We start from the raw sequence: 23,062 nt of genomic DNA on the forward strand, positions 1-23,062 counted from the left end.
TCAAACACTGCCGCCCCGCACAACGAGAGAGCCGATCAGCGGAGCCTGCAAGCTTCACTCCGGCCACATCCATCGGCCAGCGAGTTGCTAGTGGTGCTGATCCACCTTGTTGCGCACTTCGCTCCACCGGGGATGCCCGGTCCGCAGGCGCTGCACAATCCAGAACGGGTGCCCCTCCGGATCACGGGCGCCGTAGGCGCGGTCCGTCCAGTACTCCGGCCCGTAATCCGTTTCCATGGGCTCGGTTTCAATGACGGCGCCGAATTGCCGGGCCCGCTGGCAGTGGGCGTCCACATCGTCGACATGGATCATGATGGACTGGGTATTGCCGCCGGCGACACCCGGGCTGAGTGTTCGCGGCCCCTTGCCGGCATCACCCACCATGATCACGCCGTCGCCATACACCAGTTCACTGTGCATGATGCCGCCCTCGGGGGACTCCACCAGCAGGCGCACCTCGAAACCGAAAGCATCACAGAGCCACTGGATGGCCGCTCGTGGATCCTCATAGTAGAGCGCTGGCGCGATCCGCGGCCAGCCATCCGGCGTGGGTTGCAGCGTACTTGTCATACCAACCTCTCAACATGCCCTGGAGACAGGAAAATGCCCATCCAGAAGCATGATTGAAAATTCACCCGCCAAGTTTGGCTCATTCCACAGAATCTGCATTATCCGCGTCGTGCCATTTTCAGTGCGCAATACCGCTTGCCATCAATGAAATGGCCAGACCACTGGAATCAGCGCAGTTGTCACCACCGTGGCCAACACCGCCATCGGCACGCCGATCTTCAGGTAGTCGGTAAAGCGGTAGCCGCCCGGCCCCATGACCATCAAGTTGGTTTGGTAGCCCAGGGGGGTCAGGAAACTGGCGCTGGCGCCAAACATCACCGCGATAACAAAGGGCGTGGGACTGACCCCCAACTGCCCGGCAACGCCGGTTGCTATGGGAAACAGCAAGACCGCCGCCGCGTTATTGGTGATCACCTCGGTAAACAGGCTGGTGACGAGATAAACCAGTAACAGTGCCAGCCAGGGACTCTCAATGCCGCCGCTTAACAGGATACCTACAATCCAGGCGGCTGCCCCGCTCTCCTCCAGCGCAGTCCCCAGGGCAAAGGCCGCAGCGATGACCACCAGGACCGGCAAATTGACGCTGACGTTCATGCGCGCGCGATTGACTGTCACACAACCGGTCACCAGCAACAGACCCGCGGCCAGCAGGGCCACCTCCAGCACCGACATGAAGCCCAGGACATTGACCACCACCATGGCAAGCAGAATGCCGGTTGCCAGTGGCGCCTTGGAAAAGTTCGGCGGTGTGGAATCCCGCAGCGGGCTGACCAGCATAAAGTCCCTGCGGTACTGATACTGCTCAACGAAGGTCTCACTGGTCTCCAGTAACAGGGTATCGCCTACCTTCAGAGTGACATCACCCACCTTGCCCGACAGGCGACGCCCGCCGCGGCTGATGCTCAGAATAGCGGCGTGATAGCGGGTGCGAAATTCGGCCTCTTTTACCGTCTTGTTCAGGCCGGGAAACTCCACGCCCAACACCACTTCGACCAGGCAGCGTTGATGATGATTAAGCTGCAGTTTGTGGGCGCCACCGTGGGCAGGCACCAGACCGTTGATGCGCTGCAGTTCACGGGCACAGGCAGGCGCGCCGATAAAGGCGAGCTGATCCCCTTCCTGCAACTGCATGTCGGGGCCGACCGCCGTGTACAGCTTTTCGCCCCGCGTGATGTCGGTGAGATAGCCGTGCTGCAAATTGCGCAGGCCGGCTTCCCGAATCGTTTTGTTGTGCAGGGGGCTGGACCTGGGAATCAGCATGTCGACATGATATTCCCGGGCGTGCTCCAGCTGCTCTACCAGGCCTTCGCGCTCGGGCAATAACCTGCGACCAAACAGCATCAGAAACACTGAACCTGCGAGTAACAGTGGCACGCCGACCCAGGCCAGATCGAAGATGTGAAGACCGGGAAAACCGCGATCCTGCATCAGGCCGTCGACGACCAGGTTGGTACTGGTACCAATCAGCGTACAGGTACCGCCCAGAATGGCGGCGTAACTCAAGGGCAGCAGTAGCTTTGAGGGTGACATCTTCAGGCGCTGCGCCCACTCCTGTACCGCCGGGATCATGATGGCGACAACAGTGGTGTTGTTGAGGAAGGCACTCAGAAAGGACGTCGGTAGAATCAAGCGCATCTGGCTGGCCAGCGGTGTTCTGGGCTGCCCCAGCAATTTATGTGCAATCCAGAAAATAGCCCCGGTATCCCGCAGGGCCGCCGCCACCACATAGAGCACCGCCACGGTTATCATGCCCGCATTGGAGAACCCCGCCAGCGCCTGACCGGTGTCAATAACGCCAGCCACCAGTACAGCGACCATCGCTGCCATCATGGCTATTTCTGCAGGCACCCGGTTGCTGGCCAGGGCCACCAGCACCGCGATGACTACTGCCAGGGTATAAGCCATTTCCGCCGTCATATTTCGAACTTCTCACTACCAGGTATGCTGCCTTCTACAACAAATAATGTGCCAACTCTGCAGAGTCCGCCATCCTGTTGATTTACAATGATTTTCCCATTTTTATAAACTTCCTATTCCAGGTTTACAGCCATATTTAACGGATTTACGTATCTTATTTGACATCTATCTCGCTTTATTTGACGTATATTGCTTTCGATCTGCGAAGAACGGGTAACAGGCCGCAGGCGACGAGACCAGAGAGGGGCAATTTCTACCATGCAGCCAACCAGGGACAGCGGACACCGCGATACCTCCCAGCCAGCCGTTGCAGAGTGCATCATCGGTGCTGACCAGGGGTTGCAGGCTGTCATGCAGCGGGTCAATCAAGTGGCGCCGTCTGAAGCCAGTGTACTCATACTTGGAGAGACCGGTTCCGGCAAGGAAGTCATTGCCCGCGCCATCCATGAGCGCTCCAGAAGACGCAACAACGCCTTTGTCCGGGTCAACTGCGGAGCCCTGCCATCGGACCTGATTGATTCCGAACTGTTTGGTCACGAAAAAGGCAGTTTCACTGGCGCGGTTTCACAACGGCGCGGGTGGTTCGAGCGCGCCGATGGGGGCACCTTATTGCTGGATGAAGTGGGCGAGTTGCCGATGGCAGCTCAAATCCGGCTACTGCGGGTGTTGCAGGACGGCATCATCCAGCGGGTGGGGAGCGAGCACGATATTGCAGTCAACGTCCGGGTCATTGCCGCCACCCACCGCGATTTGCCGCACATGGTGCAGGAAGGGCAATTCCGTGAAGACTTATGGTATCGCCTCGCTGTGTTCCCGATCATTCTACCTGCCTTGCATGAGCGCCCGCGCGACATCAAACCGCTGGCGCTGCATTTCATCCACCGCGCCGCTCAACGCCTGGGGCTGCCCACCCCGCGGCTAAAAGCGACAGATTTACAGCTGCTAATGAGTTACCGCTGGCCGGGCAATGTCCGTGAACTGGGTTCTGTGCTGGAGCGCGCCGTTATCCTGGGCCAGAACAGGGAAATGGACCTGAAGACCTCGCTGGGCGCAGAAGGGCTGAGAAAGTTTGCCTCCGCAACGACAAAACCACGCGCAAAGGATTCAGAAAAAGATCCGATTGAACCCCTGGACGTAATCATCACACAGCACATTCAACGGGCACTGGCCAGGGCCGGCGGTCGGGTGGATGGCCCCGCAGGCGCAGCCGTATTGCTTGGACTCAACACCAGTACCCTCAGGGGGAAGCTGCGCAAGTACGGTATTGAGCCTGCCGACTTCAAGGACTGAGATTGCCGGCAACACCCGGCGGCCCGCACACCCGGGCTATGCGGCAACACCCGTCATCAAATCACCGTTCATCGCCCGGGCGGTCTGGTAGCCGAGCTACTTCAGATTGACGATCTCTGCATCGCGCAACTGGTAGGCGGTAAATGCCGTCACAGATACCGGCACATCCTGCATCGCCTCCTGCCGCTTGCGCGCCTCCTCCATGCGCTATGCCGGGTTGCGAATGTCAAATCCAGTATGGTTTGTGGTGAACAGACGATCGGCTCCCACCTGCAGATTTCCAAGTCATGATGAGGCAAATAGCGATTCCATCTAACGAGAATTTGCTTGAAAAATCACCGGATCCGGCTTTCCCGCAGTAGAACAGCCTTCTGTCCAACAGACTCCTGGAGGACAATATTGGTAGTTGCTGCGACCGGCATTCTTGGCACTGTACATAGCCGTATCTGCGTTCAGCATAAGCGTATCAGTATCGATTCCATCCTCGGGGTAAACACTGATACCGATACTCAGGGTTACCTGCAGCTGGTGGCCAGCTATCATCCGCGGCGCCGCGAGTTTGGCCAACAATTTTTCGGCAATCTGCGCGATGTCCCTCCTCTCTTCGACCTCGCTCAATAAAATAACGAACTCATCGCCGCCGTGGCGGCTTACGGTATCCGTGGCACGCACACAGCCCGCCATGTCCGCTGCGACAGTACGCAATAACTGATCTCCCACCGCATGGCCGAAAGCGTCGTTGATTTCCTTGAAATGATCCAGATCCAGGAACAGCAGCGCAACCTGCTTGCGATGCCGTTTGGCCATGCCGATGGCCTGAGAAAGCCGCTCCACGAGCAGAACCCGATTGGGCAGGCCAGTGAGGAAGTCGTGTTGGGCAAGATGGCTCATTTTCTGCGTTTCAAAGTGAGACTGGCGGGCATCGTGAAACACAATCACCGCGCCGGCGATCTTTCCGAAACAATTATGGATGGGTGCGGCAGAATCCTCGATCGCCATATCGGTGCCATCACGCCGGATCAGCACACTACCCAAGGCCAGCGCCACAATCCGGCCCTCGCTGATAGCACGCTGAGAGGGGTTCGTCGTCCGCTGTCGGGTGATACCGTCGACAATGAACAGGACTTCCTCGACTGGACGCCCAAGAGCCATTTTACCCGGCCAAGCGGTCAGTGTTTCCGCCACCTTGTTGAGATAGATCACCGTGCCTTTCGGATCGACGACCAGAACGGCATCACCAATGGCATCCAGGGTGATTTGTGCCATATCCTCAAACGAGACATCAACGAAGGCCGTGATGGGCGGTTCATCAATCCGCGGGCCGTTCCTTGCCGCGTTGTGGCAAACAACATGGTTCCACAGTTCGCGTATTTGTCGATGAACTCGAATTGTTACTCCCTGCACACTGCAAAAAAGCCGATGGAATGCATGTCCTTCAGCGACAGATTGTCTACCCAAAGTCCCTTCCCAGGTACAGGCAGGATCCTCTTCCGTGGCGCTGCAATGGTACCGCCTGACCGGCGAGAACAGGCCCAGTATCCAATCAACTGGGCGACGCGGCACCGGGAGCAGAAAGCTGTTGCAATGCGGGCAAACGGCGGAGGTGGCGCCAATAGTGTGGCGGGATGCCGCAGGCAGCGGTATGTTGGTGGTAGTGGCCATAACGGCCATATTAGAAAAGCAGTTTCACCTGGTCTGTACGCAACCCCACACAAGATACTAACCCGGCAAGCTTTCGGCAGAGTGGTCAACGGCGCCGAACATGCCTTGGCCGTTGAACTCGCCAGCGATGTACGCAGTGTAAACAGAGTGGACTCCAGCGGGCTGAGCCATTCATAGCCGGCCGGCTCAAGAGGTTAACGGGGAGACAACAAACGATCCGTCTCCCTTTTAACCACGGCATAGCACTCGCAACTCATTTGCTCGAGCCTGGGGCGATCTATCACTTCGATGTGGCCGCGGCGATATTTGATAACACCGAGCTTTTGCAGGCGACCAGCCGCTTCTGTCACGCCTTCGCGGCGCACACCGAGCATGTCGGCAATGAGCTCCTGGGTCATGATGAGGTGGTTCGTGGGCAGGCGGTCCAGAGACAACAACAACCAACGGCACAACTGCTGGCCAATGGAGTGATGGCGATTGCATACGGCGGTCTGGGCCATTTGAGTGATCAGCGCCTGGGTGTAACGCAATACCAGTGACATCAGCGGACCGTGGCGACTGAATTCGTCTATCAACCGCTGACCTAACAAACGGTAACTACTGCCACCGCTCTGAACAATGGCGCGACTGGAGGTGCTTTCGCCGCCCATGAACAGCGAAATACCCACCAGGCCCTCGTTGCCTACGACGGATATTTCCGCCGATGAGCCACTTTCCATGACATACAACAGGGACACAATACAGTCAGTAGGGAAATACACATGACGCATTTTGTCCCCAGGCTCATAGAGCACTTTGCCAAGGGGCATGGAAGCTTCTTCAAGGTAAGGAAACAGCCGTTGCTGAACCTCGGTTGGCAATGCAGCTAGGACGTGGTTCTGCGTTGGTTGTAAGGTCGAGCAAATCAACTGACGCTTCCTTTTCGTAACCAGGCTATAGACTCACTAAAAAGCTTGATTGTAGTTGCCCTGTCGCCGGCAAGGGGAATGAATAGCGCAAACTTCGCGGCGCTGTGCGGCAAAAAACCTTCTTCGGTTCTGAATCCGTTACTCCAGCAGCGCCTCAGCTTTCTCGAGCCGACATCGACTCCCCGATGCATGGGCCACCATCGTGCCATAGTGTTCAAGCGGGTTGGCTACCCCCCAGGTTGCGTGTGATGACGCACAGACATCGCATCCAGGGAAGAACACTATGTTTGGGTAACGTTCCGTAATTTCGCGGATTGTGAGTATTAGCCCACAACAGTATTGGACTGACGATCGGAGGGCAAGCGTTCAGTCCAATGCAAGAAGGAATGTCCAAAAGTATCCGGCCTTTTTCACTGGAAAACAACAAGAGTTGTCGCCATCGAGACTGAAGAAGAATTTACGCATGGAATTTCACTAGCTGGCAATAAAGCCAGATAGGACGAGAGGAGAACCGTATGAACTGGGACATCATTGAAGGTAACTGGAAGACATTCAAGGGCAAAGCCCAAGCACAGTGGGGCAAGTTGACAGATGATCGCCTTGATGTGATTGCCGGCAGGCGAGACGAGCTGAAGGGAGAAATCCAGAAGGCTTACGGTATTACCAAAGACGAAGCCGAGGAGCAGATCAAGGACTTTGAAGAAATGAACAAAAGCTGACTTCTGGCGACTCCCGCGGCCTTTTTCGTACTGCCTGCGACACTCTGTCGAAGGCAGTATCTCAGGCCCCGAAGAGAAAGGTCCGGTGCCAATCGACAACTGGCTATCGCCCGGGTATTCGAGTACATGTATCGGCAGATTAATTCGCATTCAACCAGGAATATTCCAATGAACTACCAAATTTTATCCATCGTAGCCATTGCTGGACTAAGCTTGGCGATCACAGGTTGTAATCAAGGTACGTCGAACACCGCCAAAGATGTGTCGGAGGCGCGTGCGGAAGCCAATGAAGAAGTCAATGAAGCCCGACGAGATGCGACTGATAAATTCAGTAATTCGAGGGAAGATGTAGTCACCGCCCGGGAAGACTATGTCAGTCGTACCCAGGACGCCCGTGAAAACCTGGCAGAAGTCGAATCTGAGGCAACGACCGCCAATGCAAGAGCGGCGTTCGATATTGCCCAGACGGAAGCTGAAGGCCGGCACAACATCGCCACCGAGAAATGCGGCGCATACACGAATGTTGACAAAGCAGCTTGCCTGAGTCGTGCTGATGCGGCCTTTGCCACCGAAAAAGCGCAGGCAATCGCAGATCGGGATGCAGCTTTGGCGCAGGCGAGACATCACGAGTAAGCACCCAGAGCCAGAGACTGCCCCGCGGCAACCCGATGGCCTACACCAGAACGCCGGAGAAGCGGATGGGCCAGTCTCTTGTCGGCCGTTCTCTAGTACTCGAAATAAAAATCAGCAGCGATGACACGTTTAGTGTCAGGCCGACCATTTTCAGAGCGAGATCTTGTGACAAAAATTCCTCGGCTATAGCTTGCCCAACAACAGCAACACCACTACCACCACCACGATCGCGACGATGGCGCCGCTAGGCCCATAACCCCACTGGCGGCTATGCGGCCATCTGGGAATAGCCCCCACCAGCATCAGTATCAGAATGATTAACAGAATTGTTCCCAAGCTCATAGTGCGCTCCCGGGGTATTGATGTAGTGATGTCGAACCTTGTTCAACATCTAGCCATTCAACATACAAACTGAATGTGAGGCTGTCTGTACGTTGGCGCACCTTGCCTGCTGACGACACGACCGCGACAGCCTGATCGGGAGAGATATGCGGCGAATGCCGAACATTATGACTGACAAATACCACCGATATGCGCTCTACCGATGCAATCATCGCCGTCTCAGGAAAGTCCGGGTCAATGGCAATACCAATGAATGTGATTTCTCCAGTTCCCTTCAATGATTGAAACAGGCGCCTGGTACACCCTGCACGAGTGCCGCGGATAACCGCCGTCCCCCGGAACAGGTACAGACGCCGGAACCGGCAATCAAGACCGGCGACTCTACAAAGGACAATGGATATCGCACACCAATCCCCACCTGGATAGGCTACTATGCGTGAAATATCCCGCGATCAAGCCCGGAGGCTGTATGTCCACCATTGTTAATGAATCCAACGTACATGCCAGATTGCGGGACAAGGCTGAAGCCCAGCTTGAGGCGGGAACCGCACCCGCCACAGGTCAATGGTCAATGGGCATTGACACCTTGCGTCTCCTCCACAGTCTATCGAGTGACCCCAACAGTGCCGATGACGCCCTCAAGCTGCTTCATGAGTTGCAGGTTCACCAGGTGGAAATTGATTTGCAGAACGAAGAAATTGCCACAAATGGGGAGGCGGTTGTAGAGGATCTCCGCCTTTACAGGACACTTTACGATAGCGCACCCTTCGCCTACTTTGTCGTAGATGTCGATGGCGTCATCGTTCAAGGAAACCTTATCGCCGCCAGACTCTTTGGTGTTGGGCAGGACGATCTGGAAGGACAGCGTATTGACACCTTCTTGAATCCGCAAAGCCGATCACTTCTGCTTGGCCTGATAAAGCGTGTCGCGCAGAGCGGCGCCAGGGATTCCTGCGTAGTCGAAACGAGAGTGGGGCTACAGGAATTCCAGAACCTACAGTTTTCGGCGTCCATCCCCCCGGGGCGTAGGCATATTTCTTTGGTCTGCTGCGAGTGCGGAATGCGGAGAAGCGCCGATTAATCGCTCTGCGACATGGAAGCTTTGACGTCTGCCGATCCGCCGCCCCCCCTGTGACCACACGTATCGTTGGTATTGGCGCATCCGCCGGCGGCCTGGCGCCGCTGGAAGACTTCCTTGCCCGAATACCGCCACACAGTCACATGGCTTATGTGGTGGTGCAACATCTCGACCCCACCCATAAGGCCTTGCTTCCGGAACTACTCCAACGCGTCACCCCGATGTCGGTACAGGAAGCCACCCAGGGCATGTCCATCGAGCCTGACTGCGTGTATGTGATACCGCCCAATACAGAACTCAGCGTTGTAGGCGGTCTGTTGAATATTGCAAAGCCCATGGAGCCAAGGGGTATGCGTCTGCCCATCAACGTGCTGTTTTCTTCCCTGGCCAGCGCCCGGGGCGAAGAAGCCATTGGCGTGATACTGTCCGGCATGGGTTCCGACGGCACCCTGGGCCTGCAAGCAATCAAGGCCGTGGGCGGACTTACGGCGGTGCAGCAACCAGACACAGCGCAGTTCAATGCCATGCCCCAAAGCGCTATAACATCGAACTGTGCCGATATCGTTGCCTCGCCTGGCGATTTGCCCGCGCGCATCCTGGCCCGCTTGACCAACGCACCCGCCCCGTCCAACGTCGGCGGAAAATCGGAGCGTTCTGAGTCGGGATCGGAGCACCTGCAGCACATTCTGCGCCTTCTCCAACAGCGGACCCGCCACGACTTCTCACTCTACAAAACCAGCACCCTGCACCGCCGCATGGAACGGCGCATGGCGATCCACGAAATCGCTACCCTGTCGCATTACGCGGATTTTCTCCAGCGCAACCCCGATGAGATCGACCTGCTATTCAAGGAAGTGCTGATCGGGGTGACCAGCTTCTTCCGTGATGCCCCGGTCTGGGAATATATGGCGGATATCACCCTGCCGGAACTGCTGGAGCGACAGCCCGGCGAGTCGCACCTGCGTGCCTGGGTGGTCGGCTGCTCAACCGGCGAGGAGGCCTACTCCCTGGCCATGATCTTTACCGAGGCACTGGAGAAGCTGCCGCCATCTCATGGCTTTACCCTGCAGATCTTCGCCTCCGATCTTAGCCCCGACGCCATTGCCACCGCACGCCGAGGCCACTATCCCGCAGGGATTAGCAGCAGCGTCTCGGCCGAGCGCCTTGCGCGTTTTTTCAGCGCCGATGACAACGGCTACCAGATCAACAGCGATATCCGCGACCTGGTTCTGTTCGCCCAGCAGGATGTGGTGCTTGATCCCCCCTTCACACGTCTCGACCTGATTTCCTGTCGCAACCTGCTGATTTATTTTGACCAGAGCCTGCAACGCAAGCTCATTCCCCTGTTTCACTACAGCCTGCGCGCCGGGGGTGTACTTTTACTAGGCAGCTCTGAAACGGTAGGACGCTACACTCAGTTGTTTGAACCCCTTCAATCCAAACTACGACTTTATGTGAGCCAGGATAATGCCCGTAGCGGCAATGCCAGGTTGCCGGTAAAGTCGTTTCCACCCTTGTCCCGGATAGCCAAGGAGCTTCCTGTGCCCCCCAGCGCCCCCCCTCCCCAGACAGATGACAATCTGCAAACGGCAGCGAACAGGGTGTTACTGCAGGTCTACTCCCCCGCCGCTGTAGTAGTCAACGACGAGGGTGATATCGTCTTTATCAGTGGGCGCACGGGAAAATACCTGGAACCTGCCGCCGGCAAAGCCAACTGGAATTTTCACGCCATGGTGCGGGAAGCCCTGCGGACACCCATCGCCACTGCCCTGCGCAAGTGCGCGAACCAGAATGAACCGCTGCAATTACAAGGTATTCAGGTGCAACTGCCTGGTGGAGCCATACAGAGTGTCGATATTACCGTTCAGGCACTGCGAGACCCCTCCACCCTGCGCGGCATGAAGATGATCGTGTTCCGTGATGTCGCCCCGTCTCATGCCAGCCCTGCCAACAAAGGAAATTCAGAAGCAACCACGCAGCAGGCCCATGCTGCTGAGCTGCAACAGCGCCAGGATGAAATTCAGACACTGCGAGAGGAAAACCGTACCTCCCAGGAAAAGTTGCAGTCGGCGAATGAGGAATTGCAATCCACCAATGAAGAATTACAGTCAACCAATGAAGAACTGACCACGTCCAAGGAAGAAATGCAGTCCATGAACGAGGAGTTGCAAACCATCAATGCAGAAATGCAGACCAAGCTTGATAGTCTTTTCCTTGCTCAAAGTGATATGAAAAATCTGCTCAACAGCATCGAGATAGCTATTCTGTTTCTCGACCAGAACCTGAATGTACGCCGGTATACCGACCGGGCATCAAAAATCATCAATATCCGTGAAAGCGATGTCGGCCGGCCTCTCAGTGATCTCACCAACAGTCTTCAGTATCCAGACCTTAGTAACGACGCCCTTACAACTTTGAGCACCCTGGTTTTTTCGGAGAAGCAAATCCTTGCCACCGACGGCCGCTGGTTTACTGTGCGAATCATGCCCTATCGCCGACTGGACAATGTGATTGACGGAGTTGTCATCACTTTTCTGGACATTACCGCAACCAAAAAGCTGGAACACAACTTACGCAAGGATTTATAGTCGTGACGAACCAGATACTTGTCTGGAAAAGTTGATCTTACATAAGTTAGATAGCGCACCGACCTGATCTCGAAATTCAAATATTCTAGGTTCATCACCCTGCATCTTTATACGGTCACGGTGAGTGGAAAATCCTAACTGAACAATCATCTGGAGATCAGATCATGAGAAAGAATCAGGTCAAAGATAGTGGCGGCGAAGAGAAAGGGAAGATCAATGAGGTTGCCGATAAGGCCTCGAGCAACAAAAGTACGGAGCACAAAGGTGATGCAGGCAAGCGTGGCAGCACCAGGAAGCAAGCGAAATGAACAGTTCAACGGCACAGTCGAAAGGTAAATACGGCGCCGCAGATGAGATGCAGGCCGGAGCCATGTTACTGAGCGCCGACACCATTACCGGCGATGAAGTCTGCAACATGCAAGGTGAAAAGCTGGGAAAAATCCAGGACTTGATGCTTGATATTAGCGAAGGAAAGATACGTTACGCAGTCCTGGCATCAGGTGGCTTTCTGGGTATGGGAGATCGTCTGTTCGCTATTCCATGGAAGGCCCTGAAAGCGGACAAGGAGAACCATCGTTTTATACTCGATGTGGCTATCGAGCGCTTGAAAAACGCACCGGGTTTCGACAAGGATAAATGGCCGAATATGGCTGACACTACCTGGAATTCAACCGTCGAATCCTACTATATTCAATAAGCGGATTATTAACTGGGCAGGATGCGGCACCCGCGAAGGCAGGCGCTGCATTGCTGCTGTGTCGACGAGGAGTAGCAAGGATCATCAACATCCGCGAAAGCGATAGCAGCGGCCCGCTCAGCGAGCTCACCACCATGCAGTACTCGGAGCAGAAGAATTTCGGTTCCATTTTCACCCTTTCCTTTCCCTGCTCAGTGCGACACCGAACCGACTAATCAAAACCATCGGCGTAACCTGGAAACTCATCCTGGATTCCATACTTACTGGCGATTCAGTCATCTTCCCGGTAATGATATCGGTGAAGAAATGCGTGATGAAGCGGTCGGCAGGACATTTTGTCCGACCAAAGTAACTGACTCCAAGGAGATTCACTTGAACAAGCTACAATCATTTACCTTTTACGCGTTGGTCGCACCCGTTATAAGCTTAGGTGCAGGTTCTTTACTGGCTGAAGAATCCACCGGCCAGAATATGGATCGCCAACAGCAGAGCACACAGCGCGAAGAAGGTGTCAAGCAAGGTGCTCAGAGCACCCCCCGTGCAGAGCAGCATAACTCGAAGGCAGCGGCAGATCGCCGGAACGCCAGCAGCCAGAATCGAGGCTTTATGGACTCGACTCCAGCTAATGGCATGCGGGCAAGCAACCTGATTGGTACCGAGGTCAAAACCTCTAAAGATGAGGACGTGGGCTCAGTGAGTGACCTGATTATTAATGATAACGGCCAGCTTATGGCTATTGTAGTCAGTGTCGGCGGTTTCCTGGGCATGGGAGAGCGGGATGTCGCAATTGGCTGGGATGACGTCACGCAGTCAGGCGTTGCAGATGAACCGCACCTGCGGATAAAAGCGACCCTTGATAGCCTGCGCGCTGCTCCAGAGTTTGAAGCGCGCAATTGAGTGCCCCACCCAACAATTAGAGTGCTATAAAAAAGGCCGCGACGAAAGTCGCAGCCTTTTTCAAATATATCCAGTCTACTCGTTTTCGGCGGCGCTGAGCATGGAGTATATATTCGGCACGGTCCGCTTCTGAACCCGTTGGACATAGACACCATTGTCCGGTTCACCGTCATCGGCGCGATGCCCGTAGAGCAGTTGCACACCACGCAAATCGCCAGGCTGCAGGCCGACGAAGGCCTCGGTATAGCGAAATCCCATCACCTGCCCGGACGGTCCGGGATGGTCCAGGCCGATGGTGTGACCAATCTCGTGAATCAGCGTGTAACGAATGTCATAGACAGACTCGTCACCGTCGAATCCGACTTTCCACGCGTGATCAGGGTTAAGGCACACCAGCGCCTGCTCTATGCTGCGCACACCTGCCTCTGGAGCGGGGCGGTAAGACACATTGGCAAATGCCCGTCCTTGCGGCTGACCCTGGGCACCCAGCACGATATCGGCATCACGGGCATCAGCGACCTGATGGAATGACAGATCGGCGACGCGCGCCCACACCCGAAACGCGGCAGCAGTTTCCCGCGCCAGGGTTGCCATGGAGAGATTCTCCCCCAAAAGCCCCTCGATCGGTGCCAGCTCACCGCAGTTGTGCGACCCATCGAAGCGCAGTGTCTCACCGGCAAAGGCATAGCTGACACTGGCCCCCGCCCCCAACCGGCGCTCTCCCCACTTCACTTTATGCCCGTCCAGCTCAAGCAGCCGGTACCCGCCTTCACCGGCATGGGCAGGCAGCAGGCAGGCCATTACTAACGCGAGTAAAGATAGGCCCGCACACGTTACTGATCGCACCGCAGTCTCCTGAGAAAAGTAGCTGACAGCATCGAAATCGACCCTGCAAGAGCGCTTCGAAAGAGAGCACCCGGCCTCCGGAAAGGAACATTGAAGACAACGAGAATGAAAACAACGAGCTAAGTGCGCTAACGCACCGACAAGGCGTTCGCTTGTGCTCAAACTGACCGTACAGTGGGGCTTTTGCGCCTGACGAACTGCGCTCAAGCACTGCCTGGAAGGTAGCGGCAATCACCGGAGATGTCAATTAACGAAGCGGCTGGCCAAGCTGGCTCTGACGGGGAACTGTTGTGCACTGACCAACCCTTTCGGCGTGATTTGGAGCCACATTTCTGATGCCAGGCATCATCTACTTTCTGCCAACAATCCTGGTGCATAGAGTGATGTGGTTCTCGCTGATCTATTCAGGTGTTTTCTTGTATTAAAAGGTTCTCTCGTATCAAGAGATTCACAGCGACAAACCACGGCACTATCGGATCTGGCCCGGTGCTAGTTTCCACCATCGATCACTTCCCTTTCTGCGATGTTTCGAGCAGTCGAATGGCTTCCCCAGCACTGTTTCGTTCGCTAACGCACAGCGCCCCCGGAATGGTTAGTGCAAGCTGTATCCTCCGACGTCCGGTGGCGTCATCACTAACTCGAGGAAAAAAATCATGGGCATCATCATTTGGCTTGTTATGGGTGGACTGGTTGGCTGGATCGCAAGCTTGATAATGGGCACCGACGCCAGGCAGGGCATTATCCTCAACATTGTGGTCGGCATCGTCGGCGCTTTGGTTGGCGGATGGCTGGTTGGACCGCTGCTCGGCGCCGGCTCCATCAACGACGGCATCACTTTTATGAGCTTTGTCGTGTCGCTGATCGGCGCAATAATACTGCTCGCTATCCTGAGTCTCTTTCAGCGCAGTTCCGGCTCCGCAGGCTGAGAGCAGTGCGACCCCGTCATGAAGAGGATGCGGGGAACGCCGTCGAGGCTTTCACTGACGGTCGCTGAGCCGCTGACGCAGGCGCGGAGTGCATCGCTTGGCGATGATCCACACGACGCGAACGATGCCGGGAACATTGCCGAGTATCGAGATCAGGCAGAATGCTGACCCAGAAATGCTTGCCGCGGTCTACCTGCGGCAAGATCGTCCAGCGGCGCCAGCACGATTGCGATGGTGCTGCGCAATGGGGTGTGCTCCAGGGCGTCTATGAGGTGCCGTTCGGGCACCACCATGCGGTATCCATCCCTGTTTCAACATCAGTGCTTCGATGATAGCATATCGTCGCGCAGATTCTCCGCCCGCGCGGCACCGATCGCGCTTGCAACTTTCTTCACTTCCTCGGGGGGCGGCAGCACAGCCGGCAACCCCAGCGATTCGATCCACAGTTCACGGACGAACCCCCTGGTGTGGTAAAGGTGATGGTCCTCTTCCTGCTCTACTGCTTTGAACGCAGTCTTAAGGAACTCGGTTCCCTCTCCCTGTGCATGCTCTGCCAGATGCCCGATCAATTCCCAGTTCTGATGGTCCTTGGTTTCCGCCAGCACTACACACTCGCCGGCCACCAATTGCGCATTCTCGGAACTCCCATGGGCCTTCGCCATTTCCATCGCGGTGATCAGCGATTCGCCGATGTATGTGACTACGTCCCGACCGGGGGTTACAGTGTCCGGATTCAGTCCCAGTTCCTCGAACACCCTCAGCAGCTCACGCTCGTGAGCGCGGGTCTGTTCAAGGTACTCCTCCCATTCAACTTTGAGGTCTTTGTTCTGCGCACATGACAGCGCGGTCTGGTAGATCTTTATACCACCGCGTTCCGCTTCGAGGGCCTGACACAACAACTCGTGGAGTTGCCTTTTTATATACGGTTTCTTTTTCATGGATTCCTCCTGAACAGTGGTAGTTCATTTGATGGGGTTCACCCATCCGGCAGATGCCGAACTGAGTGCAGAACAGTAAACAGCGAGCTGCTTCTGCGGTCGGTGCAGTTACGCACTTAGCCATCTGCAACGCCAGTTTTCACGTTTGTTGCCCCACCCTCATGCACAACCGGTGTTTTTCCCGGCAGGAACTTATGAGTAAGTTTTAAGGAACCTCTGCGAGAGTGTGTTGATTAGCGCAATTCTGTAGAAACCCCGGTGATTCGAAGTTCATGTCCGGCATTACCCACCTGAACGTTTTCGGTGGAGCAGAAAGCGCCCCATCAGTGGTTTGACACTGATGCCGTGGACGACAATGGACAGCGTTACCACGATCAGCGTCTGGCTGACCAGTTCCAGAGCAACTTCTTCAGACAGACCCTGCTGGATGGCAAACATCAGATAGTACAGCGAACCAATGCCGCGAATACCGAACCATCCCACCATGCCACGTAGCGGCCATGACGTTTGCGTTCCCAGCAGGCCAATAATGACGCTGACCGGACGGGCGATCAGGAACAGGAATAGCGCCAGTCCCACCGTACGCAAGCTCCAGGAATCGAGAAAAAGCGTACCGCCGATGAGCAGTACCAGCATCATTTCCGACAGACGCTCCAGGTTTTCCTTGAAGATTAACGAGCCGCCACTGATCGAGGGAGGGAAATCGTCATCCGGATTTACACTTTTCACCTCCGCTTCGAGTACCTCCAACTCAAGCATTTGCGCTTTCAGCTTCTCCGCGTTACGGACACTGTGAGCCGACAGCGGGCTTTGCGGAGGGCCGGCAAGTTTGAGTTCCGTCTGGCGCAAGCTGACAGCGGCAAAAAAAACCGCCAGAAAACCCCAGGCACCAACTAACAGGCTCAACCCGTAGGCCACACCGATCAGGCCTAGACCGAGAAAATTGTCCATGAGGTGGTGACGGGGCGGAGCATCCCGAAGTCTTTGCGCCACGTGGGCCAGTATGTGTCCCGACACCAGCCCGATGGCGACCCCGGCAGCCGTTGCCCACACCACATCGACCAGAACCCAACGTAAATTGAATTCCCCAAGATCGTGCAAACCCAGCATCCCCAGACCCAACATCACGAAAGGAAACGCACTGCCATCATTCATTCCTGCTTCGCTGGTCAGCGTAAATCGCAGTGGTTCACGGTCACCGGGATGACGCGTCTGAACATCGGTGGCCAGCACCGGATCGGTGGGGGCAAGGATAGCGCCCAGTAGAACGCCAACTCCCATCGGCAGATCAAGCACAAAGTAGGCAAAGGCTGCGACCAAGCCAACACTGACGGCCATGGATACCGAAGCCAGCAGAAACGGCCCACGCCAGCGGGAAAAGTTGAAGGGGGCTGGAAGCTTGACGCCGGCGGCGAACAGCGAAATCAGCACCACCACCTCGGTGAGTACCTCGAGCAACGCGGATTGCTCGAGCGGATTGAAGTGAAACAGATTGAGTACCGTTGGACCGAGCAATAGCCCGAGCGCGAGGTAGAACATCGCCGGTGTGATGGGCGATCGCTGCAGCAGGGTTGCTGTCAATCCCCGCGCCAGCAGCAAGCCACCTACGAGCAGAAACCAGAGTGAGTCAGACATGATTTAGCTGCATGGGAGTTTCAGTCCCGGATGCCGCTTTGGCGGCAGGATGCAAAAGCACAGGATTACACAGCCCTGTCAGTACCAGCGTCACAGCCGGCAAATTCCCTACCGCTTTTCATAGAGTAAAAACGCTGTAGTCAACTGAGTTTTCGGTTTGTTCTTTCTGCGCCACCTGTGAGTTTGAACCATCAAATGGATGCAAGTTGCCCACACCGATAATGGCGGGTAGCGGCAGCTGTCTCTGTTCGCTGGGCCTCTTACTCCGAACAACAGCCGCAAGGTCGGTAAAAATAGTCCACGCGGGAAATTTTCCGAAAAGATTCTGCTGCCCAGCAAATCACAGCTTTGATGCCGCGTAGCGGCGATTCACGGACATGCATTTTTAGCAGTAAGGCTTCAGGTTACGAAGCTTGGTATCGGTCAGCATGTGCTCGAGGGTGCTAGGGAGTGCCTGACATTGCCAGGAAAAATAAAGAAAAACCCATTGATATCAATGGGTTAATAGGGGTTTACTGCTTGTGAATGCCAGCCAGTGCCAGATGTGGAATCACTCCCACTCAATCGTCGCCGGCGGCTTGCTGCTCACGTCGTAGGTCACCCGGCTCACCCCCGATATCTCGTTGATAATCCGGTTGGACACCTTCTCCAGCAGCTCGTAGGGCAGGTGCGCCCAGCGGGCGGTCATGAAGTCGACGGTTTCCACGGCGCGGATGGCAATGACGTATTCGTAGCGTCGGCCGTCGCCTACCACACCGACGGACTTTACCGGCAGGAAGACGGCGAAGGCCTGGCTGGTCTTGTGGTACCAGTCCGCGGCATGCAGTTCCTCGATAAAGATGGCGTCCGCCCGGCGCAAGAGGTCTGCGTACTCCTTTTTCACTTCGCCGAGGATGCGTACGCCCAGGCCGGGGCCCGGGAAGGGGTGGCGGTAGACCATGTCGTAGGGCAGGCCGAGTTCCAGGCCGATCTGGCGCACCTCGTCCTTGAACAGTTCCCGCAGGGGTTCCACCAGTTCCAGCGCCATGTCGTCGGGCAGGCCGCCCACGTTGTGGTGGGACTTGATGACGTGGGCCTTGCCGGTCTTGGCACCGGCGGATTCGATCACGTCGGGGTAGATGGTGCCCTGGGCCAGCCACTTCACGTCGGTAATTTTGGCGGCCTCCTCGTCGAAGACCTCTATAAAGGTGTTGCCGATGATCTTGCGCTTGGCTTCCGGGTCGTTTTCGCCGGCCAGCTTGCCGAGGAAGAGGGCTTCCCGGTCGGCGCGAATGACCTTCACACCCATATTGTCGGCAAACATCTTCATCACCTGGTCGCCCTCGTTCAGGCGCAGCAGGCCGTTGTCCACGAATACGCAGGTGAGCTGGTCGCCGATGGCCTTGTGCAGCAGGGCCGCCACCACGGAGGAGTCAACACCGCCGGACAGGCCCAGCAGGACCTTGTCAGAACCGACCTGCTCGCGCACCCGGGCGATGGCATCTTCCACGATATTGGCGGGGGTCCACAGGGCCTCGCAGCCGCACTGCTCCAGCACGAAGTGCTCGACAATGCGCTTGCCCTGCAGGGTGTGGGTCACTTCCGGGTGGAACTGGATGCCGAAGAAGGGCTTGTTCCGGTGGGCCATGGCAGCGATGGGGCAGGAGTCTGTCTCGGCGGTCAACTCGAAGTCCGGCGGCAGGGTGGTCACCTTGTCACCGTGGCTCATCCACACATCCAGCAAGGGGGTACCATCTTCGGCGATATGGTCGCGAATATCATGCAACAGGCCGCCGTTACCGACCTGGCGAATCTGCGCGTAGCCGAACTCGCTGGTGTCTGATGGGGTCACCGCGCCACCGAACTGCTCGGCCATGGTCTGCATGCCGTAGCAGATACCGAGCACCGGAATATCCAGCTCGAAGACCAGCTGCGGCGCGCGCGGAGAATTTTCCGCCGCCACGGATTCGGGGCCGCCGGAAAGGATGATACCGCTGGGGGCAAATTCGCGAATCTCGTCGTCGCTCATGTCCCAGGCGCGGATTTCGCTGTAGACCCCCACTTCCCTGACCCGGCGGGCAATCAGCTGGGTGTACTGGGAACCGAAGTCCAGGATGAGGATTCTGCTGGCGTGGATGTTGGCGGTCATTGCGGGGCCTGGCTGGAGAAATGGATCCCCGCCTGCGCGGGGATGACTCAAAAGTTGTGACCACCGCCGGGCAGGCGCGTGGTCATGAAAACGGTAAAGCCTGATCTGAACCGGCGCCTAGCGCACCGGGTAGTTCGGCGCTTCCTTGGTGATTGACACGTCGTGTACATGGCTCTCGGACATGCCGGCGTTGGTCACCCGCACAAACTCGGGCCGGGTGCGCATCTCATCGATGGTGAGGCTGCCGGTATAGCCCATGGCGGAGCGCACGCCGCCCATCAACTGGTGCACGATGGCCGAAACCGGCCCCTTGTAGGGCACGCGCCCTTCAATCCCTTCCGGCACCAGTTTCTCGGCGCCCTTGCTGGCGTCCTGGAAATAGCGGTCGGAGGACCCCTGGGTCTTGGACATGGCGCCGAGAGAGCCCATGCCACGGTAGGCCTTGTAGGTCCGGCCCTGGTAGAGCTCGACTTCACCGGGAGCTTCCTCGGTACCGGCGAACATGCTGCCCATCATCACGGCGTGGGCGCCGGCGACGATGGCCTTGGCGATGTCGCCGGAGAAGCGAATGCCGCCGTCGGCGACTACCGGAATGTCGTGCCCCTGCAGGGCTTCAATGACATTGGCGATGGCGGTGATTTGCGGCACGCCGGTGCCGGTGACGATACGGGTGGTGCAGATGGAGCCGGGGCCGATGCCGACCTTGACGCCGTCGGCGCCGGCCTCCGCCAGGGCCAGCGCCGCGGCGCCGGTGGCGATGTTGCCGCCGATGACCTGGATCGAGGGATATTCCGCCTTGATCTTGCGCACCCGCTCGATCACGTTGCGGGAGTGGCCGTGGGCGGTGTCCACCACCAGCACGTCGACACCGGCGCGCACCAGGGCGGCCACGCGGTCATCCGTGTCGGGGCTGGTGCCCACTGAGGCACCCACCCGCAACTGGCCATAGGAATCCTTGCAGGCGTGAGGGAAGCTCTCGGCCTTGTCGAAGTCCTTGACGGTGATCATGCCACAGAGGTCGAAATTGTCGTTCACCACCAGGATCTTTTCGATGCGGTGCTGGTGCAGCAGGCGCTGCACTTCCTCGGCGCTGGCGCCCTCCCTGACGGTAACCAGTTTGTCCTTGGGCGTCATGATGGCCGACACCAGCTTGGTGGGGTCGGACTCGAAGCGCACGTCGCGGCGGGTCACGATGCCCACCAGGTCCTCACCCTTCAGCACCGGCACGCCGGAAAAACCGTGGGCAGTGGTGAGTTCGTGCAGCTCGGCGATGGTGGCGTCCTGCTGGATGGTGATCGGGTCCTTCACCACGCCGCTCTCGAACTTTTTCACCCGGCGCACCTGGTCGGCCTGTTCGGCGATGGTCATGCTCTTGTGGATGATGCCGATGCCGCCTTCCTGGGCCATGGCAATGGCGAGGCGGGCCTCGGTAACGGTATCCATGGCGGCGGACACCAGGGGGATGTTAAGCTCGATGTCCCGGGTGAGGCGGGTCTTCAGCGACACGTCGGTCGCCACCACCTCGGAGTAGCCCGGAACGAGCAGAACATCGTCGAAAGTCAGGGCTTCCTGGGCAATACGCAGCATAGGGTTGCTCTCCGGCTGGCGGGTGAAAGTTAAACGTGCAATTATAAATCCTCAGCCTCCTTCAGGTAAACAACAGTAACCTCTCGCGGCCGTGTCCAGTAGCAGTCTCCCACCCTATTCCCCTGATTCAGGCTCTCCTTCCAGTTTGACGACCCAGTCCGCCCCGCCGACCCTCACCGTCAGCCAGCTGAACAGCCAGGTGCGACGCCTGCTGGAGTCGAGTTTCGACTTCCTGTGGGTAGAGGGGGAAATCAGCAACTTTGCCGCGCCCTCTTCCGGGCACTGGTATTTCTCCCTCAAGGACGCCGGCGCCCAGGTGCGCTGCGCCATGTTCCGCAACCGCAACCAGCGCCTGCGCCTGCAACCCAAAAACGGCGACCACATCCGCCTGCGCTGCCGGGTCTCCCTTTACGAGGGCCGCGGCGAATTCCAGCTGATTGCCGAATTCATGGAGCCGGCCGGCGCCGGCGCCCTGCAGGCCGCCTTTGAACAACTCAAGGCGAAACTGCTGGCGGAGGGCCTGTTCGCCCCGGAGCGCAAGCGCCCGCTGCCGGACCACATCCACCATCTTGGCATCATTACCTCCCCGACCGGGGCCGCCATCCACGACATCCTCACGGTGCTGGAGCGGCGCTGGCCGGCAATGCAGATTCACCTGCTGCCGGTGGCCGTACAGGGGGATGCCGCGGCGGGCGAAATTGCCGCCGCCATCGGTCGCGCCAACCGGCTGGCCGCCAGCGGCGAAGTACCGCTGGACGCCCTGATTGTCGGCCGCGGCGGCGGCTCGCTGGAGGACCTGTGGGCCTTCAATGAAGAAGTGGTGGCCCGGGCCATCGTCGCCAGCGCACTCCCCGTGGTGAGCGCGGTGGGGCACGAAGTGGATTTCACCATTGCCGACATGGCAGCCGATGTGCGCGCCGCCACGCCTTCGGCGGCGGCGGAACTGGTCAGCCCCAACCGTGAAGAATGGCTGGCGCGCCTGCAGCAGCTGGAGGGGCGCCTCGAGCGCGCCATGGCGCGCAGGCTTGCCGAAATGCGCAGCCAGCTGGAACACCTGCGCAAGCGCCTGCGGCACCCCGGCCAGCAATTGCGGGAGCAGGCCCAGCGACTGGATGAACTGGAACAGCGACTGATCCGCGCCCAGCACCACGCCCTGCAGCGCCGCGGCGCGGAACTGGCCCTGATGGAAAGCCGCCTGCTGGCGCGCTCGCCCCTGCCGCGGGTACGGCAGCTACAGCAGCAGCTCGGCACCACCGAAAAGCGCATGGAAAACGCCGTACGGAACCGGCTGCAACGGGCCCGGGAGCAACTCGGGCAACTGGCGCAACTACTGGATTCAGTGAGTCCCCTGGCCACACTGGGCCGCGGCTACAGCGTACTGACCAGCGAAGCGGGCAAGGTGATCCGGGATGCCGCCGACGTCGATATCGGCCAGACCCTCAGCGGCCGCCTGGCCCGTGGCCGGCTGGCACTGCGGGTGGAGGGCAAAGTGGAGGACGAAACTGAAAGCCGCTCAAATACCGATAAAGGCAACGATAATAAACACCGCAGCCAGTGAGGCCGTGCCCAGCAGGACGGCTTCCGCCGCATCGTATTTCTGTGCCATGGTGACGCCTCCGGCTGTCTGTCACTGACAAGACTAGCAAGGGGCGGCCAAGCTGCCGGGATCTTTCCGTGGAGAATTGCCGCAGGCCCTGACTT

General features: G+C 57.6%; 20 protein-coding genes. 10 read left to right on the plus strand and 10 right to left on the minus strand.

The annotated features are described in order from the left end of the window. Positions 1-87 precede the first annotated feature (87 nt). The gene (locus tag FVW59_RS10775) at positions 88-570 is read right to left on the minus strand and encodes a VOC family protein (protein WP_222711472.1); all 483 of its coding nucleotides are present in this window, start codon (positions 568-570) and stop codon (positions 88-90) included. Between the two features lie 141 nt (positions 571-711). Next, positions 712-2,487: an SLC13 family permease gene (locus tag FVW59_RS10780; protein WP_148064275.1), complete on the minus strand. Its 1,776-nt coding sequence runs from the start codon at positions 2,485-2,487 to the stop codon at positions 712-714. Between the two features lie 258 nt (positions 2,488-2,745). Here FVW59_RS10780 and FVW59_RS10785 point away from each other — a divergent pair, with 258 nt between their 5' ends. Beyond that, the gene (locus tag FVW59_RS10785) at positions 2,746-3,777 is read left to right on the plus strand and encodes a sigma-54 interaction domain-containing protein (protein WP_148064277.1); all 1,032 of its coding nucleotides are present in this window, start codon (positions 2,746-2,748) and stop codon (positions 3,775-3,777) included. Positions 3,778-4,089: 312 nt separating this feature from the next. Here the strand turns inward: FVW59_RS10785 and FVW59_RS10790 are convergent, their stop codons facing one another. Both FVW59_RS10790 and FVW59_RS10795 read right to left on the minus strand, forming a co-directional pair. Next, on the minus strand, positions 4,090-5,439 hold the full coding sequence (locus tag FVW59_RS10790) for a diguanylate cyclase domain-containing protein (RefSeq protein ID WP_222711473.1): 1,350 nt from the start codon (positions 5,437-5,439) through the stop codon (positions 4,090-4,092). A 194-nt stretch (positions 5,440-5,633) separates the two neighbouring features. Further along, positions 5,634-6,347: a Crp/Fnr family transcriptional regulator gene (locus FVW59_RS10795; RefSeq protein WP_246139703.1), complete on the minus strand. Its 714-nt coding sequence runs from the start codon at positions 6,345-6,347 to the stop codon at positions 5,634-5,636. Positions 6,348-6,862: 515 nt separating this feature from the next. On the opposite strand from FVW59_RS10795, the gene FVW59_RS10800 reads away from it, so the two are divergent. Both FVW59_RS10800 and FVW59_RS10805 read left to right on the plus strand, forming a co-directional pair. Then, a complete protein-coding gene (locus FVW59_RS10800; protein WP_148064280.1) occupies positions 6,863-7,066 on the plus strand; it encodes a CsbD family protein in 204 nt (67 codons plus the stop codon). Positions 7,067-7,234: 168 nt separating this feature from the next. Continuing rightward, complete coding sequence (locus FVW59_RS10805) at positions 7,235-7,699, plus strand: hypothetical protein (protein WP_148064281.1); 465 nt, start codon at positions 7,235-7,237, stop codon at positions 7,697-7,699. Between the two features lie 183 nt (positions 7,700-7,882). On the opposite strand, the gene FVW59_RS10810 is transcribed toward FVW59_RS10805, so the two are convergent. After that, positions 7,883-8,041, minus strand: a complete 159-nt coding sequence (locus FVW59_RS10810) for a DUF3309 family protein (RefSeq protein ID WP_148064283.1) — start codon at positions 8,039-8,041, stop codon at positions 7,883-7,885. Between the two features lie 469 nt (positions 8,042-8,510). On the opposite strand from FVW59_RS10810, the gene FVW59_RS10815 reads away from it, so the two are divergent. The 5 genes from FVW59_RS10815 (at position 8,511) to FVW59_RS10830 (ending at position 13,301) form a co-directional block, all read left to right on the plus strand. Then, positions 8,511-9,122 carry a PAS domain S-box protein gene (locus FVW59_RS10815; RefSeq protein ID WP_148064285.1) on the plus strand — a complete coding sequence of 204 codons (612 nt, stop codon included), beginning with the start codon at positions 8,511-8,513 and terminating at the stop codon, positions 9,120-9,122. A 50-nt stretch (positions 9,123-9,172) separates the two neighbouring features. After that, on the plus strand, positions 9,173-11,707 hold the full coding sequence (locus FVW59_RS10820; RefSeq protein WP_222711474.1) for a chemotaxis protein CheB: 2,535 nt from the start codon (positions 9,173-9,175) through the stop codon (positions 11,705-11,707). A 164-nt stretch (positions 11,708-11,871) separates the two neighbouring features. Next, a complete protein-coding gene (locus FVW59_RS19620; RefSeq protein ID WP_187275848.1) occupies positions 11,872-12,015 on the plus strand; it encodes a hypothetical protein in 144 nt (47 codons plus the stop codon). Then, complete coding sequence (locus tag FVW59_RS10825; protein WP_148064286.1) at positions 12,012-12,404, plus strand: PRC-barrel domain-containing protein; 393 nt, start codon at positions 12,012-12,014, stop codon at positions 12,402-12,404. The genes FVW59_RS19620 and FVW59_RS10825 overlap by 4 nt, the downstream gene beginning before the upstream one ends. Positions 12,405-12,776: 372 nt before the next feature. Further along, positions 12,777-13,301, plus strand: a complete 525-nt coding sequence (locus FVW59_RS10830; protein WP_148064526.1) for a PRC-barrel domain-containing protein — start codon at positions 12,777-12,779, stop codon at positions 13,299-13,301. A 75-nt stretch (positions 13,302-13,376) separates the two neighbouring features. On the opposite strand, the gene FVW59_RS10835 is transcribed toward FVW59_RS10830, so the two are convergent. Then, positions 13,377-14,102 (minus strand): matrixin family metalloprotease, encoded by a 726-nt coding sequence (locus tag FVW59_RS10835; protein ID WP_148064288.1) that lies wholly within the window; start codon positions 14,100-14,102, stop codon positions 13,377-13,379. 698 nt (positions 14,103-14,800) lie between these two features. Between FVW59_RS10835 and FVW59_RS10840 the strand changes: the two genes are divergently transcribed. After that, a complete protein-coding gene (locus FVW59_RS10840) occupies positions 14,801-15,073 on the plus strand; it encodes a GlsB/YeaQ/YmgE family stress response membrane protein (RefSeq protein ID WP_148064290.1) in 273 nt (90 codons plus the stop codon). A 317-nt stretch (positions 15,074-15,390) separates the two neighbouring features. On the opposite strand, the gene FVW59_RS10850 is transcribed toward FVW59_RS10840, so the two are convergent. From FVW59_RS10850 to guaB, 4 genes are all read right to left on the minus strand, one after another. Next, on the minus strand, positions 15,391-16,011 hold the full coding sequence (locus FVW59_RS10850; RefSeq protein WP_148064292.1) for a DUF892 family protein: 621 nt from the start codon (positions 16,009-16,011) through the stop codon (positions 15,391-15,393). A 282-nt stretch (positions 16,012-16,293) separates the two neighbouring features. Then, positions 16,294-17,646, minus strand: coding sequence for a cation:proton antiporter (locus tag FVW59_RS10855; protein WP_148064293.1), 1,353 nt, complete (start codon positions 17,644-17,646; stop codon positions 16,294-16,296). A 550-nt stretch (positions 17,647-18,196) separates the two neighbouring features. After that, positions 18,197-19,774 carry a glutamine-hydrolyzing GMP synthase gene (gene guaA, locus FVW59_RS10860; RefSeq protein ID WP_148064295.1) on the minus strand — a complete coding sequence of 526 codons (1,578 nt, stop codon included), beginning with the start codon at positions 19,772-19,774 and terminating at the stop codon, positions 18,197-18,199. A 117-nt stretch (positions 19,775-19,891) separates the two neighbouring features. Continuing rightward, positions 19,892-21,361 (minus strand): IMP dehydrogenase, encoded by a 1,470-nt coding sequence (guaB, locus tag FVW59_RS10865; RefSeq protein WP_148064296.1) that lies wholly within the window; start codon positions 21,359-21,361, stop codon positions 19,892-19,894. 145 nt (positions 21,362-21,506) lie between these two features. On the opposite strand from guaB, the gene xseA reads away from it, so the two are divergent. Beyond that, on the plus strand, positions 21,507-22,919 hold the full coding sequence (xseA, locus tag FVW59_RS10870) for an exodeoxyribonuclease VII large subunit (protein WP_148064297.1): 1,413 nt from the start codon (positions 21,507-21,509) through the stop codon (positions 22,917-22,919). Positions 22,920-23,062 lie beyond the last annotated feature (143 nt).

The organism is Parahaliea aestuarii (genome assembly GCF_008064635.1).
Classification (GTDB): domain Bacteria; phylum Pseudomonadota; class Gammaproteobacteria; order Pseudomonadales; family Halieaceae; genus Parahaliea; species Parahaliea aestuarii.

Coding starts and splice junctions, on each gene's coding strand:
- FVW59_RS10835 (WP_148064288.1), bottom strand. CDS start 14,102: ATGGCCTGCCTGCTGCCTGCCCATGCCGGTGAAGGCGGGTACCGGCTG.
- FVW59_RS10785 (WP_148064277.1), top strand. CDS start 2,746: ATGCAGCCAACCAGGGACAGCGGACACCGCGATACCTCCCAGCCAGCC.
- FVW59_RS10790 (WP_222711473.1), bottom strand. CDS start 5,439: ATGGCCACTACCACCAACATACCGCTGCCTGCGGCATCCCGCCACACT.
- guaB (WP_148064296.1), bottom strand. CDS start 21,361: ATGCTGCGTATTGCCCAGGAAGCCCTGACTTTCGACGATGTTCTGCTC.
- FVW59_RS10810 (WP_148064283.1), bottom strand. CDS start 8,041: ATGAGCTTGGGAACAATTCTGTTAATCATTCTGATACTGATGCTGGTG.
- FVW59_RS10800 (WP_148064280.1), top strand. CDS start 6,863: ATGAACTGGGACATCATTGAAGGTAACTGGAAGACATTCAAGGGCAAA.
- FVW59_RS10805 (WP_148064281.1), top strand. CDS start 7,235: ATGAACTACCAAATTTTATCCATCGTAGCCATTGCTGGACTAAGCTTG.
- FVW59_RS19620 (WP_187275848.1), top strand. CDS start 11,872: ATGAGAAAGAATCAGGTCAAAGATAGTGGCGGCGAAGAGAAAGGGAAG.
- FVW59_RS10855 (WP_148064293.1), bottom strand. CDS start 17,646: ATGTCTGACTCACTCTGGTTTCTGCTCGTAGGTGGCTTGCTGCTGGCG.
- FVW59_RS10780 (WP_148064275.1), bottom strand. CDS start 2,487: ATGACGGCGGAAATGGCTTATACCCTGGCAGTAGTCATCGCGGTGCTG.
- FVW59_RS10840 (WP_148064290.1), top strand. CDS start 14,801: ATGGGCATCATCATTTGGCTTGTTATGGGTGGACTGGTTGGCTGGATC.
- FVW59_RS10815 (WP_148064285.1), top strand. CDS start 8,511: ATGTCCACCATTGTTAATGAATCCAACGTACATGCCAGATTGCGGGAC.
- FVW59_RS10825 (WP_148064286.1), top strand. CDS start 12,012: ATGAACAGTTCAACGGCACAGTCGAAAGGTAAATACGGCGCCGCAGAT.
- guaA (WP_148064295.1), bottom strand. CDS start 19,774: ATGACCGCCAACATCCACGCCAGCAGAATCCTCATCCTGGACTTCGGT.
- FVW59_RS10850 (WP_148064292.1), bottom strand. CDS start 16,011: ATGAAAAAGAAACCGTATATAAAAAGGCAACTCCACGAGTTGTTGTGT.
- FVW59_RS10775 (WP_222711472.1), bottom strand. CDS start 570: ATGACAAGTACGCTGCAACCCACGCCGGATGGCTGGCCGCGGATCGCG.